This window comes from Mesorhizobium hunchu (assembly GCF_040081975.1).
GTDB classification, from domain to species: domain Bacteria; phylum Pseudomonadota; class Alphaproteobacteria; order Rhizobiales; family Rhizobiaceae; genus Mesorhizobium; species Mesorhizobium hunchu.
The window spans coordinates 331,493-351,055 of record NZ_JBEBMG010000003.1; the positions used below are offsets into that span (position 1 = coordinate 331,493).

Consider the following 19,563-nt stretch of genomic DNA (forward strand, 5'->3'; position numbering starts at 1 on the left):
TGGGAGAGCATCGCATCGCGAAAGCCGCCGCGACAGGTGAAGCCGCCCGCGGCCGCTATCGTTCAGTCGGATAATCGCTGCATCGCGAAACGGAATTGCCTGGAGGCAGGGCGCTCAGTGCAGGACCAGCACGTCCCCGGACGAGAAGCTGATCTCGGCCTTGTCGCCGACGACCGGCGGTGGCGTGGCCGAATTGTTGAACGTGTCGAGCGACACGACCGCTCCCCCGACGCCGACGCGCACGCGGATGACGGAGCCAAGGAAATGCACGTCGGATATCTGGCCGGCGAGCTTGCTGTCGTGGCCGGGACGCGGGCCGAGCGCGATCGCTTCGGGCCGAAGCGCCAGCGACAGCGTGTCGCCGGTTCGCGAACCGTTGAGCCTGCCCTTCAGCGCCACCTCCTGGTCGGCGACCCGGACCTTGCCGGTCGAGGCGTCCGCCACCGTGCCTTCCAGTACGTTGAGCGTGCCGACGAAGTTGGCGACGAACGTCGTCGCCGGTCGGTTGTAGACTTCGAAGGGCGTGCCGACCTGCTCGGCCTTGCCGCCATACATCACCGCGATGCGGTCGGAGATCGACAGCGCCTCTTCCTGGTCGTGGGTGACGAAGACGGTGGTGATGCCCAGTTCCTTCTGGATGGAGCGGATTTCCTCGCGCAGCGACACCCGCACCTTGGCGTCGAGCGCCGACAGCGGTTCGTCGAGCAGCAAGAGCTTGGGCTTCGGCGCAAGGGCGCGGGCCAGCGCGATGCGTTGCTGCTGGCCGCCGGAAAGCTGATAGGGATAGCGGTCCGCCATCTGCGGCAGGCCGATCATGGCCAGCATATCGGCCACGCGCCTGTCGATATCGGCTCTCGAGGCGCCTGCCACCCTCAGGCCGAAACCGATGTTCTGGGCAACCGTCAGGTTGGGAAACAGCGCGTAGGCCTGGAACACCATGCCGATATTGCGCTGGTTGGGCCTCAGCCGCGTCACGTCCTTGTCGCCGACGAGGATGCGCCCCGCGCTGGCTTCCTCGAATCCGGCGACCATCCTGAGCACCGTCGTCTTGCCGCATCCAGACGGGCCGAGGAAGGAAACGAACTCTCCGGGCGCCACGTCGAGGTTGAAATCATGCACGACCTTGGTCGCCCCGAAGGATTTCTCGACGTGCTGGATCGAAAGAAACGGAACGGCCATCGAATTCTCTTTCAGGTCAGTGCAACTGTTCGGGCGGCTTCGGCGCGAAGCGCGAGACCACCTGGATCAGCGCCATGCAACCCCAGGTGATGAGGAAGGCGATAACGGCCAGCGCCGCCGGCTCGTAGGCCCGGTTGGCGCCCAGCAACTGCATGTAGGGGCCGAAGGCGGGGCGGCTCAAAAGCGCGGCCATGACGAATTCGCCGATGACGATGGCGAAGGTCAGGAACGCGCCGGACAGAACCGCCACCGCGACATTGGGCAGGATGACGCGCAGGAGGATCGTCATCCACCCTGCTCCGAGGCTCTGCGCGGCCTCGGTCAGCGTCCGCACGTCGATGGCCCGCAGGCCCGTATCGACGGCGCGATACATATAGGGCAGCGCGAGCACCACATAGCCGAACATCAACAGCACGTTGGTTCCCGTCGCGGAGCCGGTCAGCGGCAGCCATGACGAGGTGTTGTAGAGCCTTATGTAGCCGAACACGATGACGATGGGCGGGATGACCAGCGGCAGCAGCGTGATGAATTCCATGAATGGCCGCCAGCGTGGCAGCTTGAGCCGAACCCAGTATGCCGTCGGCACGACGAGCAACACGCCGACGGCGATGGTGGCCAGCGCCATCAGCACCGAATACATGAAGGTTTGCTGGAAGCGCGGGTCGCCAAGCACGACGGCATAGGAGTCGAGACTGTAGACGCCGCGCCGCATCTTCAGGGAAAACTCGAACGTGCCGATCAAAGGCAGTGCGAAATAGGCCAGCGCCAGGGCGAGGAACAGCCACGACCAGATGCGGTTCGTCCTCATTTGATCCACCGTTCGCCGTGAGCCCTCAGCCAGATATAGATGCCGTTGGCGATGCCGGTGATAACGATCATGCCGAAAGCGAGCGCATAACCCAGATGCGGATCCTGCAGCACGTCGCCGCGGATCTGCGCGAACAGCAGGATGGGCACGATCGACAATGAACTGCCCGTCAGCGCATAGGCGGTCGCGACCGCCCCGAAGGAATTGGCGAACAGCAGCGCGAAGGTGCCGAGCAGGCTTGGCCACAGGATCGGAAGGGCGACGATGCGCCAATACTGGAAGCCGGAGGCCCCCAGTATCGAGGCCGCTTCACGCCATTCGCGGCGCATTCCGTCGAGCGCCGGCGTCATGATGAGGATGGCCAGTGGGATCTGGAAAAACAGATAGGTCAGCGTCAATCCGCCGAAGCTGAGCAGGTTGAAGCCGAGCGCGTAGATGTTGACGCCGAACCAGTCGCGCAGGATCAGCGTCACCAGGCCGAGCCGCCCGAACGTCGCGAGGAAGGCGAAAGCCAGCGGAACGCCGGCGAAATTCGAGGCGACGCCGGAAAACGTCAGCAGCGGCGAGCGGATCCAGCGCGGCAGCCCGCCGAGTATGAAGGCCCAGGCGACGAGGAAACCGAAGAAGCAGCCGAGCAGCGCCGAGGCGAGGCTGATGCGGATCGAGATCCAGTAGGCCGAAAGGATCGACGGCTGGAAGAGATTGCCGATATTGGCGAGCGTCAAGGCGCCGGAATTGTCCTGAAAACTCCCGACCACGATCTTCATGGTCGGGAGGATCAGGAACAGCAGGGCGAAAGCCAGAAACGGCACCACGCCGAGCCAGGAGAGGGAGAGCCGCGAGCGGACCGGCGGACTGGACGGTGTCGCAGTCATGTCCTTTTCCCCGCCATCGGAAATGCCATCCGCCGTCCTACCCGTTCATATCGTGGAGCGGCGCCGAAGCCGACGCCGCTCCTGTTGCATCCATGCCTACTGGACGTTGGCGCCCACGACGCTGTCCCAGCCGCCGGTGACGGCCTTGTTGTTCACCTCCTGCTCGTCGAGCGTCGGGAACACGGCCTTGGTGTAGTTCTCGGCCGGCGGCAGCTTGTCCAGGACCTCCTGTGGCACCTTGCCTTCCGAAACGAGCTGGTTGAAGCGCGCCGGGTGGCAGTAGCCCTTGAGGAAGCCGAGCTGGCCTTCGTCGGAGTAGATGTATTCCATCCACAGCTTGGCCGCGTTCGGATGCGGCGCGTAGGCGCTGATCGCCTGCGCGTAGACGCCGGCCACGACGCCGGACTTCGGCACCACGACCTCGACCGGAGGATTGCCGTTGAGCGTATCGCGATCGGCCAGCGCATTGTAGTCCCAGCGGATCACGATCGGCGTCGTGCCCTGCGCCACCGAAGAGGCCTTACCGATGACCGGCACGAAATTGCCGGCATCGTTCAGCTTCTTGAAGAAATCGAGCCCGGCCTGCGGCGCCTTGGCCGCGTCGCCGCCGGCGGCGGCAAGGCCGGCGGCGTAGACGGCCAGGATCGCCTGGTTGGACGAGCGTGGGTCGCCCGACATCGCGACCGTATCGGCATATTCCGGCTTCAACAGGTCGGCCCAGTCCTGCGGCGGGTTGGGCACCAGGTCCTTGTTGACCTCGAAGGAGAGCACCCCGTAGTAGCCGCCGTACCAATGGCCGTCCGGATCCTTCACCGTGATGCCGTCGAAAGTCGACACCTTGTAGGGAAGGAACAGGCCTTCCGCGGTCGCCGACGGACCGAAGGAAAGGCCGACATCGACCATGTCCGGCGCCTGCGGTCCGGTGTTGCCCTTGTTGGACTTGATCGCCTCGATCTCGTCGGCCGAACCGGCGTCCGGATTGAGCTCGTTGACCGTGATCCACGGATACTTGGCCTTGAAGCCGGCGATGATGTCGCCCCAGCCGCACCAGTCGTGCGGCAGTGCGATCGGCGAGAACATACCTTCCTTCTTGGCGGCGGCGACGAGATCGTCCATCGAATCCGCCGCTGCCAGGGACGACGTCGCCAAAAGAGCGACCGCCGAGAGCGAGAGTAACTTACCGGTGAAACTGAACATTTCATTCTCCCTTGAATTGACGCCTGTTTCGTCCGCGACGCGGTATCCGCCCCGCATGACAATTGGATGAAGCCGCACCGGCACGGCGCGCCGGCGCATGCCCGTTCCCGAGCTGACGGTTATTCTGTCGGTGCCTCCATCCTGTTCCCCTTTTTCCTTGTTTTATCGCACAGTTTTGACGCCGGGCCGAATCCGTTCTCGCCTCACGAATTGCCCGCCATGGCACGTTCCAGCAGCGACAGCGCCGCTTCCTTCGTTAGTTCGACCGGGTTGCCGCCGGCGGTCGGATCGACAACCGCCATGTCGGCGATCAGCGCCTTGCGCTTTTCGTCCATCTCCAGCCCCTTGATGAGGTCGGGAAGCGTGTCGGGAACGCCGAGGTCCCTGCGCAGCTTCATGATCGCGTCGGCGAAGCCGTCGAACCCGCCCGCGATGCCGCAATAGGCGGCGAGCCGGACGATCTTTTCTTCGATCGCATCACGGTTGAAGGCGAGCACGTAGGGCATGAAGACCGCATTGGTCATGCCGTGATGGGTGTCGTAGAGGGCGCCGATCGGGTGCGACAGCGAATGGATGGCGCCGAGCCCCTTCTGGAAGGCGGTGGCGCCCATCGCGGCCGCAGACATCATGTGGGCGCGGGCGACGAGGTCCTTGCCGTTGGCGTATGCCTTCGGCAGATTCTCGAACACCAGCCGCACGCCTTCCACGGCGATGCCGTCGGCCATCGGGTGATAGCCGGGCGCGCAATAGGCTTCGAGACAATGCGCCAGCGCGTCCATGCCGGTGCCGGCGGTGATGAAGGGCGGCATGCCGACCGACAGCTCCGGATCGGCGATGACGATCTCGGGCAGCATCTTCGGATGGAAGATGACCTTCTTGGTGTGGCTGGCCTCATGCGTGATGACGCCGGCGCGGCCGACTTCCGAGCCGGTGCCGGCCGTCGTCGGCACGGCGACGATCGGCGCGATCCGTGAGGCATCGGCGCGCGTCCACCAGTCGCCGATGTCCTCGAAATCCCACACCGGCCGCGTCTGCCCCGCCTGGAAGGCGATCAGCTTGCCGAGGTCGAGCGCCGAGCCCCCCCCGAAAGCGATCACGCCGTCATGCCTGCCCTTCTTGAAGACCTCGATGCCGGCGGTGAGGTTCGATTCCACTGGGTTCGGCTTGACCTCCGAGAAGACACCGTAAGGCACTTGTGCCGCGTCGAGGATCTTCAGCGTCGAAGCCACGACCGGCAGCTTGGCCAGCCCCGGATCGGTGACGAAGAGTGGGTTCTTGATGCCGGTGGCTGCGAGTACCTCCGGCAGTTCCTTGATGCGCCCCGCGCCGAAGCGGACGGTGGTGGGATAGTTCCATTTGGAAACGAGGGTGGTCATGAATTGTCTTTCAGCAAGTTGGTTCTGAGCGGAGAAACGACCGGGCGTCATCCCGGAAACCGGCCGAAGCGAAGCGAAGAACGGTTATCCGGGATCCATTCCGCGAAATTGGAAATGTTCCGGAATGGGTCCCGGCTCGCGGTCGCTTCGCTCCCTTGGCCGGGATGACGGCAAGCATCAGATCGCTTCCCTGAGATGATAGCTCTTCGGCCTCGTCAGATTGTCGTAGCCGATCTGGCTGAGGCCAGCGCCCTTGCCGGTGTCCTTGACGCCGGTCCACACCAGCGCCGGGTCGAGGTAGTCGCAACGATTCATGAATACGGTGCCTGTCTCGACACGGTCGCCGATGGCCACCGCATGCTCGGTGTCGGTGGTCCAGATCGAGGCTGTCAGGCCGTAAGGAGAATCGTTCATCAGCGCGATGGCCTCCTCGTCATTGCGAACCTTCATGATGCCGACGATCGGTCCAAAACTCTCCTCGCGCATGACGCTCATCTGGTGGTCGACATTGGTCAGCACTTCCGGCGCCAGATAGGGCGAGCCGGCCACGTCCTTGTCCACCGTCATGTCGATATGCGCCTTGGCGCCCTTGCGCAGGGCCTCGGCCTTCTGTTCGCGGATCAGATCGGCGAAGCGCGCCTGCGCCATCGGCCCCATGGTGGTCGCCTGCTCGAGCGGATTGCCGACGACATAGTTCTTCGTCTCGGCGATGAAGCCGTGGACGAAATCGTCATAGACCTTCTCGTGCACGTACACGCGTTCGATGCCGCAGCAGCACTGGCCGGAATTGTAGAAGGCGCCGTCGACGAGGTTGGCGATGGCGTGGTCGAGCTTGGCGTCGGGCAGCACATAGGCCGGGTCCTTGCCGCCGAGTTCCAGGCCCAGCGTCATGAAGGTGCCGGCCGCCGCCTTCTCGATGGCACGTCCGCCGGCGACCGAGCCGGTGAAGTTGACGTGATCGATCTTGCCCGAACCAAGCAGCTTTTCGGTCTGCGCATGGTTGAGCACGATGTTCTGGAACACGCCCTTCGGCAGGCCGGCCTTCTCGAAGGCCTGCGCGAAACGCTCGCCGACCAGCAACGTCTGCGCGGCGTGTTTCAGAATCACGGTGGACCCCGCCATCAGTGCCGGCACGATGGTGTTGACCGCCGTCAGATAGGGATAGTTCCACGGCGCGATGACCATGACTACGCCGAGCGGCTCCTTCTTGACGTAGCGGCGGAAGCCGTCCTTCGGGTTCGACGCCGGCACCGGCGCCAAGGCCTTCTCGGCGATCTCGACCATGTATTGCGTGCGTTCCTTCACGCCGCCGAACTCGCCGCCGTAGCGCACCGGCCGACCCATCTGCCAGGCGATCTCCGGCACGATCTCGTCGGTCATGGCGACCAACGCCTCCAGCATGGCGAGCATGTACTGGCCGCGCTTGGCGATCGGCACCTGCGCCCAGTCGGCCTGCGCCGCGCGCGCCCGCTCGACGGCGGCGCTCACCTGGCTGTCCGTCGCGACAGGCCGCTCGGCATAGATCGAGCCGTCGACGGGGGATTTGAGTTTGACCGTTTCGGTCATCGTAGTCGTCCTTCAGTCAGGGTTTCCGGGCGGCGGGGAGGAGCCGCCCGTTTTCATCAATCGATCAATACCGCTCGAAGCCGCGATGCAGTTCCCAATCCGTGATGCGGCGGTCGTATTCCATCTGCTCCCAGCGGGCGTTGTGGACATAGTGTTCGACCACCTCCTCGCCGAGCGCCGCCTTCAGCATCTTCGACTTTGAAAAAGCTTCGGTCGCGTCGCGCAGCGTCTTGGGGATTTCCGGCAGGCGTGCGGCCTGGTAGGCGTCGCCGACGAACGGCTTCTGCAACTCCAGCTTCTCGTCGATGCCGGCCAGCCCAGCCGCGATCAGCGCCGCGAAAGCGAGGTAGGGGTTAAGGTCGGCGCCGCCGATGCGGCACTCCATGCGGATGCCTTTGGTGCCCTCGCCGCACAGCCGGAACCCGGCGGTACGGTTGTCTTCCGACCACATGATCTTGGTCGGTGCGAAGGTGCCGGACTGGAAGCGCTTGTAGGAGTTGATGTAGGGCGCCAGAAGCAGCGTGAACTCCTTGGCATACTTCAGTTGCCCGGCGCTCCATTGCTGCCCGAGCATCGACAGCGTCCACGGCTGGCTCTTGTCGAAGAACAGCGGCGTGGCGCCGTCCTTGCTCCACAGCGAATTGTGGATATGGCTGGAATTGCCGGCCAGTTCGTAATTGTACTTGGCCATGAAGGAAACGGCCTTGCCTTCCTGGTCGGCGATCTCCTTGGCGCCGTTCTTCAGGATGGTGTGGCGGTCGGCCATGGCGAGCGCCTCGGCGTAGCGCACGTTGATCTCTTCCTGGCCCGGCCCCCACTCGCCCTTGGAGTTCTCGATCGGCACGCCCGCGGCCTGCATCTCGTTGCGCAGGCGGCGCATGTAACCCTCTTCCTTGGTGGTGATGCCGATCAGGTAGTCGCCGATATGGGGCGAGGCGGTTTCGAGGTTCTGCCAGTGCTTGGCCCGCGCCGAATTGTAGGTTTCGGAGAACAGGTAAAATTCCAGTTCGGAGGCGAAATAGCCCATGTAGCCGCGCTCGGTCAGGCGGGCGATCTGTTTCCGCAGGATGGCGCGCGGCGAATGCGGCAGGTCGGCATGGGTGTGATGGTCAAGCAGGTCGCACAGCACCAGCGCCGTCTTCTCCAGCCACGGCACAGGCCGCAGCGTCGAAAGGTCCGGCTTGACGACGAAGTCGCCGTAGCCCTTCTGCCAGGAGGCCGCCTTGTAGCCGGGCACCGGCTCCATGTCGATGTCGTTGGCCAGGAGATAGTTGCAGCCATGCGTCTCGTCGTGCGCGGAATCGACGAAATACTGCGCCAGGAAGCGCTTGCCGATGAGGCGGCCCTGCATGTCCACGGCGCAGGCCAGCACCGTATCGATCTCGCCGGCCGAGACTGCCTTCTTCAACTGGTCGAACGAGAGATTTCCCGCCATTCTTTTCGCACTCCGCCCCCTTCGGGGCCATGGGTTCAAACGGTGTCCGGCCGCCGTTCCGGCGGCCGGACGGATAATCAATATCCCGCTCTCAGGCGTAGCGGTAGGGTGGTCCGGCCTTCACCATCGACTGGTTGTACTTCTTGATGATCTCGACCACCTTGGCCGAACGCGGGCTCTGGCCTGCCACGTCGTCCCAGAATTTGGACGCCTCGTCCTCGACCTGCTTCCAGTCGGATTCGGGGATCGAGGTGAGCTCCAGCTTGCCTTCGTTGCGGTACTTGGCCTCGCCCGCCCAATACCAGTGCTGGCGATAGTAATGCGAGGTGTCGATGGACATCATGAAGAGCTGCTGGAGATGCTCCGGCACTTCTTTCCAGCGATCGGTGTTGACGAAGTAGGACCCTGCCCATGCGCCCGACAGCGGATTGGTGAGGAAGTATTTCAGCACGTCCGCCCAGCCGACCGTGTGCATCTCGGTGATGCCACACCAGCACACGCCGTCCAGCTCGCCGGTCTGGATCGCAGGCTCGACGTCCTCGTAGGGCAGCGACACCGGCACGACGCCGAACTTCGACAGGAACTGGCCGCCGGTCGGGAAGGTGTAGACGCGCAGGCCCTTGAGGTCGGCAACCGACTTGATCGGCTTGGTGGTGCCGAAGTTGCACGGGTCCCAGGCGCCGGTGGAGAGCCAGGTGACGCCGGGGATCTCGGCATAGGCCTCCTCCCAGATTTCCTTCAAACCGTGCCAGTGCCACAGCGCCGGCACGTCGAGCGAATAGCGCGAGGCAAGCGGGAAATAGGCGCCGAACACCTTGACGTCCACCGGGGCGGCAGCCGAGTCGTCGTCGCTTTGCGCGGCGTCGATGGTGCCCGATTGCACGGCGCGGAACAGCTCGCCCTGCGGCACCAGCTGGTCGGCCGTGTACATCTCGATTTCCATCTCGCCATGCGCCGCCTTGTTGAAGGCATCGACGCCGGTCTTGCACACATGTTCGGCCAGCGCCGGGCCGGCATAGGTCTGCAGCCGCCACTTGATCGGCGCCTGCGCCTTCACGTAGGGCGTCGCCAGCGCGGTGGCGCCGACGGCGCCGGCGCCGGTCAGGATGGATTTGCGCAGGAAGTCGCGTTTGTTGATCGTGCTTTTATCGGTCATCTCACAAGTCTCCCATTGAACCAGGTGTTGCATTTAGGCGAGGGCGGCGAATCCGTCCTCTGGCAGTCCTTTTTTGCGCATCGCTCCCCTTTCGTTGTTCGGGCATTTTTTACATGCCCTTGTAGAATTCCGGCAGCCACAGCGCGATCTGCGGAAAGATCATGATGAGGATGAGCGACAGCACCATCAGGAAGAAGAACGGCACGATGGAGCGATAGATGTCCATCAGCGAAATCTCCGGAGGAGCCATCGCCCGCATCAGGAACAGATTGTAGCCGAATGGCGGCGTGATGTACGCGATCTGGCAGGTGATCGTATAGAGAATGCCGAACCAGATGGGATTGAAGCCGAGGCTCTTGACCAGCGGGATATAGAGCGGCGCGACGATGACCAGCATCGCCGTGTCGTCCAGGAACATGCCCATGATGATGAAGGAGAACAGCATCAGGCAGAGCACCGTCCAGGGCGAGAACTCCCAGGTGTCGATCATCAGCGTCTTGACCGCCTTGACCGCACCCAGTCCGTCATAGACCGAGGAGAAACACAGCGCGCCCAGGATGATCCACATGAACATGCACGAGATGCCGAGCGTGTTGCGCGTGGAATCCTCGAACACCTTCTTATTCAGGTTGCCCGCCCACCAGGCCGCGCCCGTGGCCAGCAGCGCACCCACTGCCGAACTTTCGACCAGGCTGGTCGTGCCCGACATGAACAGGCCCATCATGATGAAGAAGATGAGCAGCGGCAGGATGCCCTGGCGCAGCAGCCGGAATTTCTCCTCGCGCGTGATCTGGGCGCGCTCCTCCGCCGGCAGCGCCGGACCGATATCGGGCTGCATGAGGCAGCGGATATAGACATAGGCGCCGAACACCAGCGCCATCAGCAGGCCCGGGCCGACGCCGGCCAGCCACAGGTCCAGCACCGGCTGGCGCGCGATCATGGCATAGAGCACCAGCACCACGCTGGGCGGAATGAGGATGCCCAGCGAGGACCCGGCCTGGATGACCCCGGTCACCATCACCTTGTCGTAGCCGTGACGCAGAAGCTGCGGCAGCGCAATCGTAGCCCCGATCGCCATACCGGCAACCGACAGGCCGTTCAGCGCCGCGATCAGCACCATCAGCCCGATCGTACCCAGCGCCAGGCCACCGCGCACCGGTCCGAACCAGACGTGGAACATGCGGTAGAGGCCGGTCGCGATGCCGGATTCCGACAGCATGTAGCCCATGAAGACGAAGAACGGCACGGTAATCAGCGGATACCAGTTCAGCACCTGGAAGGAGGCGTTGAACGGCATCTCGAAGGCGCCCTCGCCCCACAGCCACAGCGCCGCCGCCGAGCCGACGAAACCGATCACGCCGAAGACGCGCTGACCGGTGAACAGCAGCACCATCATGGTGCCGAACATGAAAAGGGTGATGGCTTCGGAACTCATGCGATCGGCTTCCCGCGGGCGATGGCGACGTCCTTGATGAAGGTGGAGATGAGTTGCAGCAGCATCAGGAAGATGCCCGCCGTCATCACCGACTTGATCGGCCACAGCGGCGGGCCCCAGGCCGTGTAGTTCTTCTGGTGGTAGACGATGGCGTAGTTGGTGCTGGACACCGCGCCGCCGAACAGGACGCACAGATAGAAGATCACGAACAGGATGGTGATCGCGTCGGTGACGGCCCGCTTGCGCGCCGCGAGCCGGCCGTAGAACAGGTCCATGCGCACATGTTGGTCGATCTGCAGCGCATAGGCGCCGCCGAGCAGGTAATAGGCCGACAGCAGGAACTGCGACATCTCCAGCGCCCAGTTGATGGGAACGCCGAGCGCCAGGCGCGAGGCCGTCGAGGCGAGCAGGATCGCCCCCATGACGAAGAACAGATACATCGCGACGCGGCCGACGCGATAGTTGAGGGCATCGACATATCTGACGAAGACGACGGCGGCTTTCAGCACGGGCACTCCTCTCTATCGCTGGCTGGCGGTTTCGGGGACGCCGTTCTCGGCGGGAATGGCGCGCAGCGTTTCGACGAGCAGCCCCGCCCACCGCGCCTGGCCGGCAGCGTCGGCGATCTCGTCGTTGCGGATTTCGATCATGGCGCAGGGCAGGCCGCGTGGGCGCGCATGCCTTTCCAGCGTGAAATAGACCCGGTCGACCGGCGAGTAGGGCTCGTTGACGCCGACAATCAGGTTCGGGTGCGCCTTCAGCCCGTCGATCATCGGCGCCGCCAGCCGCGTGTCGTCATCATGGATGATGCCGACATGCCAGGGCCGGGTCTTGCCGAAATAGACAGGCGTGAAGGAATGCACCGAGATGAGGCAGGTCGGACGCCCCGCCCCGAGACGATCCGTCACCACCTGCTCGATCGCCTCGTGGAACGGTGTCCAGGCCAGGTCGATGCGCGCCTGCCGCTGCTCGGCCGTGAGATTGGAGTTACCCGGAATGACGGTGCCTTCGCTGGTCTCGCAGATGAGGTTGTCGGCATCTAGCGGGCGGTTGCAGTCGATCACCAGGCGCGACAGGCAGGCCTCGATCAGCGTGGCGTCGAGCGCCTCGGCCATGCGGCGGGCGACCGGCAAGGCGCCGGGATCCCAGGCGATATGACGGGAAAGCTCCGCCTCCGGCAGGCCGAGCGAGCCGAATTCCGGCGGCATGAAATTGGAGGCATGGTCGCAGGTGAAGACGAAGCGGCCGGCGCCGCCCGGATTGGTGATCCTGACGCTGTCCGTTGCCGCAAATCTATCGCGCTGCTGTGATGCCATGCCCCCTCCCAAGCGCGTATCTTATGATACATTTTTTGTTCGATTGCGCCTGCGTGGATGATTTCATACACTTTGCGCGGCTTTGTCAAATGCGTTTTCCGGCGATAGGACGCCGGCCATGACTCCGGGAAGCGGGCGGAAAAAATGACAGCGAGCGTTGCCGAACTGATCACCGACCGCATCGGCGCCATGCCCACGGGTGAGCGCCGCGCCGCGCAGGCGCTGGTTGCCAACTATCCGCTGATCGGCCTCAGGACCGTCGCCGAGTTCTCGCAGGCGGCCGGCGTCTCCTCGCCCACCATCCTGCGCTTCGTCGCCAGGCTGGGTTATCACAACTACGCCGAATTCCAGTCGGCCTTGCAGGACGAACTGGCCGCCCAGTTGCAGTCGCCGGCCGCGCGGCCGCCCGGCCCCGCCCTCGACAGCCCGGTTCGGCCGATGATGGAAGCGGTCATCGACAATCTGCGCGAAACCTTCCGCCATTTCTCGCAGGAACAACTGACCGAGATCGCCCAATGCCTGTCCGACAGCCGCGGCCACATGTTCCTGGTCGGCGGGCGCTTCACCGATCCGCTGGCGCGCTACATGGCCGCGCATCTGGCGATCGTTCGGCCGAACGTCTTCCATCTCGACGGGCAGGAAAGCATGTGGCGCGACCGGCTGATCGACATGGGCAAGCGCGACGTCCTGCTGATCTTCGACATCCGCCGTTATCAGGACAGCCTGCTGCGCGTCGCCGAGAAGGCGCACCAGCGCGGCGTGCGGATCGTGCTGTTCACCGACCAGTGGCTTTCGCCGATCGCCCGCTTTGCCCGCCATGTCGTCGCGGGCCGCACGGCCGTGCCCTCCCCCTGGGACTCCTCGGCAGCCCTGTTCGTCCTCGCCGAAACCCTGATCGCCGCGGTGACCCGCCAGTTGGAGGACGAGAGCGCGCGCCGCCTTCGCGAGATGGAAGACCTGCGCTAGACACTTCAAGCCCGGCGCAACCTTACGCATATTTAATGTGCGTATGCGCTGAAGAATTGCCATAAAGGCCGCGCATCGTGGCGGTTCGTGTTCCGCCGCATGAATGTTGCTTCGTCATCCGGGCGGGAGGAGCCGGTAGACGCTGAATCATGTCGTCAACCGGAGTATCGATGGCAACCTGGAAACAGATCGTCCTTGCGCTAGCCGTTCTGGCAGCCGCGGCATTCGGCTGGGTCCTGTTCTTCCCCGGAGCGCAGGATGTTCTCAGCCGTTGGGGAATCGAGTGGGCGCACGCCTCGACCCCGAAGCCCGGCGCCGATACCGCCAAGGACGCCGAAAACACCGGCCGCCAAGTCACGGTGATCGCGGAGCAGGTCAAGACCGCCACCATCAACGACAGGCTGCAGGCGATCGGCAGCGGCCGCGCCAAGGCCAGCGTGACGGTCAACCCCTACAGCTCTGGACGGATGACCGAAATCCTCGTCGAGCCCGGCGCTCACGTCGAAGCCGGCCAGGTCATCGCCAGGCTCGATTCCGATGTCGAGAAGATCGCCCTCGACAAGGCAATGGCCGCGCGCGACGACGCCAAGGCGAAAGTGGCGCGCTTTCGCGCCCTGCGCGCGTCCAATGCCGCGACCGCCGTGCAGCTCAGCGATGCGGAGCTGGAGCTGCGCAATGACGAACTGACGGTCCATGACGCGCAGGTCACGCTGGACCGGCGCTCGGTCGTTTCGCCGATCTCCGGCACCGTCGGCATCCTGCCCATATCCGCCGGCAACTACGTCACCTCGACGTCCGCGATCGCCACCATCGACGACCGCTCGTCGATCCTGATCGACTTCTGGGTGCCGGAGCGCTTCGCCTCTTCGGTCAGGATCGGCGCGCCCCTGACGGCGACCGCGATGGCCAACCCGACGGATATCTTCAAGGGCACCGTCAGCGCCATCGACAACCACATCGACGAGAAGAGCCGTACCCTGTGGGTGCAGGCGACCATCGACAACCCCGCGGATTCACTGCGCGCCGGCATGGCTTTCCAGGTCACCATGAAATTCCCCGGCGACACCTATCCCTCCGTAAGTCCGCTGGCGATCCAGTGGGGAACGGACGGCGCCTATATCTGGACGGTCAAGGACGGCAAGGCCACGCAGGTGCCGGTCCGCATCATCCAGCGCAACACCAACGACGTTCTGGTCGATGCCGCCATCGCCAGCGGCGACATGGTGGTGACGCAGGGGGTCCAGAACGTGCGCGAGGGAAGCGCGGTGCGCGTCGCCAGCAATGCCGGCAGTCAGGAACCAGCCACCGCCACGGGGTCCTGACCCGCATGACCGAAGACGCCACGAAAAACAGCGAGACCGGCCTCACGGCGCTGTTCATCCGCCGGCCGGTGCTTGCCTTCGTCATCAACACGCTGATCGCGGTCGCCGGCCTTGCCGCCTTCTACGGCGTCGAGATCCGCGAACTGCCCGATGTCGATCGTGCCGTCGTCACCGTCTCCACGGACTTCGACGGAGCCGCCGCCGAAACGGTCGACCGCGAACTGACCAAGACCCTCGAGGGCGCCGTCGCGCGCGTTTCGGGCGTCAAATCGATCTCCTCCACCTCCTCCTACGGCCGCTCGCGCGTCACCATCGAATTCAACGACGGCGTCGATCTCAACGTCGCGGCGTCCGACGTGCGCGACGCGGTCAGCCGCGTGACCAACCAGATTCCCGACGAGGCCGACGCCCCGCGCATCATCAAGGCGGACGCCAATTCCGATCCGGTCATGCGGCTCGCCGTGACCTCCGACCGGATGTCGGTCGAGGACATGACCGTCATCGTCGAGGACCAGATCGAGGATACGCTCGCCGCCGTTCCCGGCGTCGCCGACGTCCAGGTCTACGGCGACCGCGACAAGATCTTCCGCATCGACGTCAACCAGGCCAAGCTCGCAGCCCTTGGATACACCGTCGCGGACCTGCGCAACGCGCTCGCCTCGGTGGCCTTCGACACGCCGGCCGGCTCGATCACCACCTCCAACCAGAGCCTGGTGGTGCGCACCACCGCCGACGTCAACACGCCGGAGGCCTTCGAGAACATCGTCATCGGCGGCACCACGCACATCCGCGACGTCGCCAACGTGACGCTGGGACCCGACATCGGGCAGACGACCCTGCGCTCGGACGGCAAGACCGGCATCGGCATCGGCATCGTGCGTGCCGCCGAATCCAATACGCTCGACATCTCCAACGGCGTGAAGGCGGCCGTCGCCAAGCTGCAGGAGGGCCTGCCGAAAGGCATGGGCATCAAGGTCACCTCGGACGACGCCGTGTTCGTCAACGGCGCGGTGCACGAGGTGGAGGTGGCGCTCGGCCTGTCCGTCTCCATCGTGCTGATCGTCATCTACCTGTTCCTGCTCGACTGGCGCGCGACGCTGATCCCCGGCCTGTCGATGCCGGTCGCCATGATCGGCACGATCGCGGCGATCTATCTCGCCGGCTTCTCGATCAATATCCTCACCCTGCTGGCGCTGGTGCTGGCCACGGGCCTCGTCGTCGACGACGCGATCGTGGTGCTGGAAAACATCGTGCGCAGGCGCAACGAGGGCCTGGGACCGCGCGCGGCCGCCGTCCTCGGCGCGCAGGAGGTCTTCTTCGCCGTGCTCGCCACCACCGCCACGCTGGTGGCCGTGTTCGTGCCGATCTCCTTCCTGCCAGGCCAGACCGGCGGCCTGTTCAGGGAATTCGGTTTCGTGCTCGCCATGTCGGTCATCCTGTCCGGCGTCGTCGCGCTCTCACTCTGTCCCATGCTGGCGTCGCGCATGCTCTCGCAGGGCGCTCTGCACCATGAGGGCAATCACGGCCCCCTCGGGCGGATCGGCGGCTGGCTCGCAGCCGCCTATCGCCGTTGTCTCCACGCCTGCCTGCAGGCACCGTGGATCGTGGTGCTGGTCGCCGTCCTGTTCGCCGGCGTCGCCTTTTCCCTGTTCGGCACGATCCGGCAGGAATTGACGCCCAGCGAGGATCGGGCGGTCGTGCTCCTGCGCATCAGCGCGCCGCAAGGCGTGAGCCTCGACTACACCACCGCCCAGATGCGCAAGATCGAAGACCTGATCCAGCCGCTGCGTGATTCCGGCGAGATCGTCTCGACCTTCGAGGCTGCCGGCAACAACAATTCCTACAGCAGCGGCTTCATGGTGATGACGCTGGCGCCGTGGGACGAGCGGGCGCGCAGCCAGCAGCAGATCGTCGCCCAGATCAGCGATCTGGTGAAGACGGTCCCCTCGATCCGCGTCTTCCCGGTCAGCCCCAACAGCCTCGGCATCCGCGGCGCCGGCAACGGCCTGCAATTCGCGCTGGTCGGAAACGACCGCAAGGCGCTGTCGGCAGCCGCCGACAAGATCATCGCGAAGATGCAGGACGACCCGCGCTTCCAGCAGCCGCGGCTCTCCGTCGATCCGACCCAACCGCAGCTTTCCGTGTCCATCGACCGCCAGCGCGCCTCCGACCTCGGCATCGACATCACCGGACTTGCCGACACCATGCAGGCCATGCTGGACGGCAACGACATCGGCGACGTCTACATCGCCGACCGCAGCTACGACGTGAAGCTGCTGTCGACTACCAACCCGATCAACGATCCGACGGATCTGGAGAACATCTTCCTGAAAACGTCCGACGGGCGCTACGTGCCGATGTCCACCATCGCCACGCTCAAGGAACAGGCCGTTCCGCCCTCGCTGACCCGCGAGCAGCAGCAGCCTTCCGTCGGCATCACCTCCAACCTGCGCGGCGACTTCGCGCTCGGCGACGCGCTCAAGGTGGCCGACGGCATCGTCACGCCGTTGCTGCCGCCCGGTTCGCGCATGGTGCCGCTGGCAGAAGCCGCGACCCTTGGCGAGACCAATTCGGGCATGGTCACGATCTTCGGCTTCGCGCTCGTCATCATCCTCCTCGTGCTGGCGGCGCAGTTCGAAAGCTTCGTCTCGGCCATCGTCATCATGGCGACCGTCCCGCTCGGGCTCGCCTGCGCCGTCATCGCGCTCATCCTGTCGGGCACCAGCCTCAACGCCTATTCGCAGATCGGCCTCGTGCTGCTGGTCGGCATCATGGCCAAGAACGGCATTCTTATCGTCGAGTTCGCGAACCAGCTTCGCGACCGTGGCCTCGGCGTGCGCGAAGCGATCGAGGAAGCGGCCAACATCAGGCTGCGGCCGGTGACGATGACGATGATCTGCGCGGTCCTCGGCGGTGTGCCGCTAGTCCTGGCCAGCGGCGCCGGCGCCGAGGCCCGCATCGCGCTCGGCTGGGTCATCGTCGGCGGCCTTGGCCTCGCCGCCGTCACGACCCTGTTCATGACACCGGTGGCCTACCTACTGCTCGGCCGCTTCATCACGCCCAAGACGCACGAGCAGGCGCGCCTCAAGCGCGAACTGGAAGAAGCCGCCTACGCCAATGTCGAACCGGCGGAGTGATCCTGCCGCTCTGCCGGACGAATCGGGCCTTCTTCATGGATGACATGGGAAGCGCCGCGCTCTATCTGTGTGCCGCAGCAGCATGCAAGACGACTCGGAGCCCGATATCGTGACCCCAATCTCCCTCGACGTTCTGCTTGCCAGCGTCGGCAAGGAAGTCGGCCTGTCGCCCTGGCGCAAGGTCACCCAGACCATGATCGACCAGTTCGCCGACGCCACCGACGACCACCAGTTCATCCATTGCGACCCCGAGCGCGCGGCGCGCGAGACGCCCTATGGCGGCACCATCGCGCACGGCTTCCTGACGCTGTCGCTGCTCTCGGCCATGACCTTCGAGACCCTGCCGCCGCTCGAAAGATCGAAAATGGGCGTCAATCACGGCTTCGATCAGATCCGCTTCCTGGCGCCGGTCAAGACCGGCGCGCGCATCCGCGCCCGCTTCGTGCTGGCCGACGTCAAGGCGCGCCCGTCCGGCTGGGTCCAGGCCGCGCATGACGTGACCATCGAGATCGAGGGATCGGTGAAGCCGGCGCTGACGGCGCGCTGGCTGACGCTGGCCTTCGTCGAGCCGCAGGCCGATTCCGCCTAGGAAACGGCCGCCCAGGTCACGCCGCGTCATCTTGCCGCTCGTTCCGCCGCGGCTATATTGACTGCAACAACAAGAAGAGAGCGGAAGCCAAGACCATCGTGGAGCCGACAGCACAGGAACGCCGCGACAGGCAAAAGGCCGAACTGCGCGCCCGCCTCGTGGCCGCCGCCCACGAACTCGTGCAGGAAGAAGGCTATGACGGCCTGACCATCCGCAAGCTCGCCAAACGGGTCGGCTATGCGCCGATGTCGGTCTATTCCTATTTCGCCGACAAGCAGGACATATTGCTGGCGCTGGCGGAGGACGCGTTCGCCACGCTCGCCCGCCGTATCGAATCCCAACCGTCCGACGACCCGGTCGAGGCGCTGCGGGTGGTGATGCGCGAATACGCGGCCTTCGGGCTCGGCAATCCCAACGAGTACAGAACCGTCTTCATGACGGAAAAGACTCGACCGCCGGAAGGCAAGACCTTCGAGGAGATGGAGGCCGACAACCCGGCCATGAAGGCGCTGATCGACAGGGTCGAGGCCTGCATCGCCGCCGGCAAGCTGAAGGGCGCTCCCTACGCCATCGCCAACATGCTATGGGCGGTCGGCCACGGCACGATCTCGCTGCTCATCACCTTTCCCTTCCATCCCTTCGGCGACCCGCAGGCCTTCGTCCAGCGCATGTGCGACCTGGCGCTGGCAGGATTGACCGCCCAGGACGTCGCGCCGCTGACCGACCCGCCGACGCGCTGCTGAGCCGGACAGGCAAGCCACATCCCTGGATCGATCCCGTGACCACGATTGCGTGGCAGGCGTAACTTATTTTCCGTACGCGTACGAATTCCCCTTGAAACAGCGGTCGCGCTGCTGTACATGAACAGCATATCGTACATGTACGAAAATCAATCGGAGCGTGACATGAAGAAGACCGCTTTCGCCCTCGCCGCCATTTTTGCGCTCTCGGGCGCAGCCTTTGCGGGCGAATCCCCCAAGGCCGATGCCTTGCCCGCTGCCTGCTCGAATGCGACTCTGAAGACCAAGCTCGATTGCAAGGCGACAGGGTCGATCGAGAAGGCCGCTACGGCTTCGCAGGCAGACAAGACCGGCGCAAAGCCGCGCCTCGGCATCGACATCGATCCCTGGATCATGCCCGGTTCGTTCTGACCGCGGAACAAGGCTGGATACGACAACGGGCGGCCTGGCCGCCCGTTCGCCGTCG

General features: G+C 64.6%; 17 protein-coding genes. 6 read left to right on the forward strand and 11 right to left on the reverse strand.

Features of this window, described 5'->3' with window-relative positions:
- Positions 1-114: 114 nt before the first annotated feature.
- The 11 genes from ABMA46_RS08370 to ABMA46_RS08420 all read right to left on the reverse strand — a co-directional run bounded on the left by ABMA46_RS08370 (position 115) and on the right by ABMA46_RS08420 (position 12,343).
- Positions 115-1,179, reverse strand: a complete 1,065-nt coding sequence (locus ABMA46_RS08370) for an ABC transporter ATP-binding protein (protein WP_348998871.1) — start codon at positions 1,177-1,179, stop codon at positions 115-117.
- A gap of 16 nt (positions 1,180-1,195) precedes the next feature.
- On the reverse strand, positions 1,196-1,987 hold the full coding sequence (locus ABMA46_RS08375) for an ABC transporter permease (protein ID WP_348998872.1): 792 nt from the start codon (positions 1,985-1,987) through the stop codon (positions 1,196-1,198).
- A complete protein-coding gene (locus ABMA46_RS08380) occupies positions 1,984-2,862 on the reverse strand; it encodes an ABC transporter permease (RefSeq protein WP_348998873.1) in 879 nt (292 codons plus the stop codon). The genes ABMA46_RS08375 and ABMA46_RS08380 overlap by 4 nt, the downstream gene beginning before the upstream one ends.
- A gap of 96 nt (positions 2,863-2,958) precedes the next feature.
- Positions 2,959-4,059, reverse strand: coding sequence for an ABC transporter substrate-binding protein (locus ABMA46_RS08385; RefSeq protein WP_348998874.1), 1,101 nt, complete (start codon positions 4,057-4,059; stop codon positions 2,959-2,961).
- Between the two features lie 203 nt (positions 4,060-4,262).
- Positions 4,263-5,435 (reverse strand): iron-containing alcohol dehydrogenase, encoded by a 1,173-nt coding sequence (locus ABMA46_RS08390; RefSeq protein WP_348998875.1) that lies wholly within the window; start codon positions 5,433-5,435, stop codon positions 4,263-4,265.
- A gap of 177 nt (positions 5,436-5,612) precedes the next feature.
- Positions 5,613-7,001 (reverse strand): aldehyde dehydrogenase family protein, encoded by a 1,389-nt coding sequence (locus ABMA46_RS08395; protein WP_348998876.1) that lies wholly within the window; start codon positions 6,999-7,001, stop codon positions 5,613-5,615.
- Between the two features lie 64 nt (positions 7,002-7,065).
- The gene (locus tag ABMA46_RS08400; RefSeq protein ID WP_348998877.1) at positions 7,066-8,436 is read right to left on the reverse strand and encodes a glutamine synthetase family protein; all 1,371 of its coding nucleotides are present in this window, start codon (positions 8,434-8,436) and stop codon (positions 7,066-7,068) included.
- A 91-nt stretch (positions 8,437-8,527) separates the two neighbouring features.
- Entirely contained in the window at positions 8,528-9,592 is a 1,065-nt protein-coding gene (locus ABMA46_RS08405) for a TRAP transporter substrate-binding protein (RefSeq protein ID WP_348998878.1), read from the reverse strand.
- A gap of 109 nt (positions 9,593-9,701) precedes the next feature.
- Complete coding sequence (locus ABMA46_RS08410; protein ID WP_348998879.1) at positions 9,702-11,027, reverse strand: TRAP transporter large permease; 1,326 nt, start codon at positions 11,025-11,027, stop codon at positions 9,702-9,704.
- On the reverse strand, positions 11,024-11,467 hold the full coding sequence (locus ABMA46_RS08415) for a TRAP transporter small permease subunit (protein WP_348998923.1): 444 nt from the start codon (positions 11,465-11,467) through the stop codon (positions 11,024-11,026). The genes ABMA46_RS08410 and ABMA46_RS08415 overlap by 4 nt, the downstream gene beginning before the upstream one ends.
- Positions 11,468-11,548: 81 nt before the next feature.
- Positions 11,549-12,343 (reverse strand): N-formylglutamate amidohydrolase, encoded by a 795-nt coding sequence (locus ABMA46_RS08420; protein WP_348998880.1) that lies wholly within the window; start codon positions 12,341-12,343, stop codon positions 11,549-11,551.
- Positions 12,344-12,487: 144 nt separating this feature from the next.
- Here ABMA46_RS08420 and ABMA46_RS08425 point away from each other — a divergent pair, with 144 nt between their 5' ends.
- The 6 genes from ABMA46_RS08425 (at position 12,488) to ABMA46_RS08450 (ending at position 19,508) form a co-directional block, all read left to right on the forward strand.
- Positions 12,488-13,309, forward strand: coding sequence for a MurR/RpiR family transcriptional regulator (locus ABMA46_RS08425; RefSeq protein WP_348998881.1), 822 nt, complete (start codon positions 12,488-12,490; stop codon positions 13,307-13,309).
- 170 nt (positions 13,310-13,479) lie between these two features.
- The gene (locus tag ABMA46_RS08430) at positions 13,480-14,631 is read left to right on the forward strand and encodes an efflux RND transporter periplasmic adaptor subunit (RefSeq protein WP_348998882.1); all 1,152 of its coding nucleotides are present in this window, start codon (positions 13,480-13,482) and stop codon (positions 14,629-14,631) included.
- 5 nt (positions 14,632-14,636) lie between these two features.
- Positions 14,637-17,768: an efflux RND transporter permease subunit gene (locus tag ABMA46_RS08435; protein WP_348998883.1), complete on the forward strand. Its 3,132-nt coding sequence runs from the start codon at positions 14,637-14,639 to the stop codon at positions 17,766-17,768.
- A gap of 82 nt (positions 17,769-17,850) precedes the next feature.
- Positions 17,851-18,357, forward strand: a complete 507-nt coding sequence (locus ABMA46_RS08440) for a MaoC family dehydratase (protein ID WP_348998884.1) — start codon at positions 17,851-17,853, stop codon at positions 18,355-18,357.
- A 98-nt stretch (positions 18,358-18,455) separates the two neighbouring features.
- On the forward strand, positions 18,456-19,100 hold the full coding sequence (locus ABMA46_RS08445) for a TetR/AcrR family transcriptional regulator (RefSeq protein WP_348998885.1): 645 nt from the start codon (positions 18,456-18,458) through the stop codon (positions 19,098-19,100).
- Positions 19,101-19,262: 162 nt separating this feature from the next.
- Complete coding sequence (locus tag ABMA46_RS08450; protein ID WP_348998886.1) at positions 19,263-19,508, forward strand: DUF680 domain-containing protein; 246 nt, start codon at positions 19,263-19,265, stop codon at positions 19,506-19,508.
- The last annotated feature ends 55 nt before the right edge of the window (positions 19,509-19,563 follow it).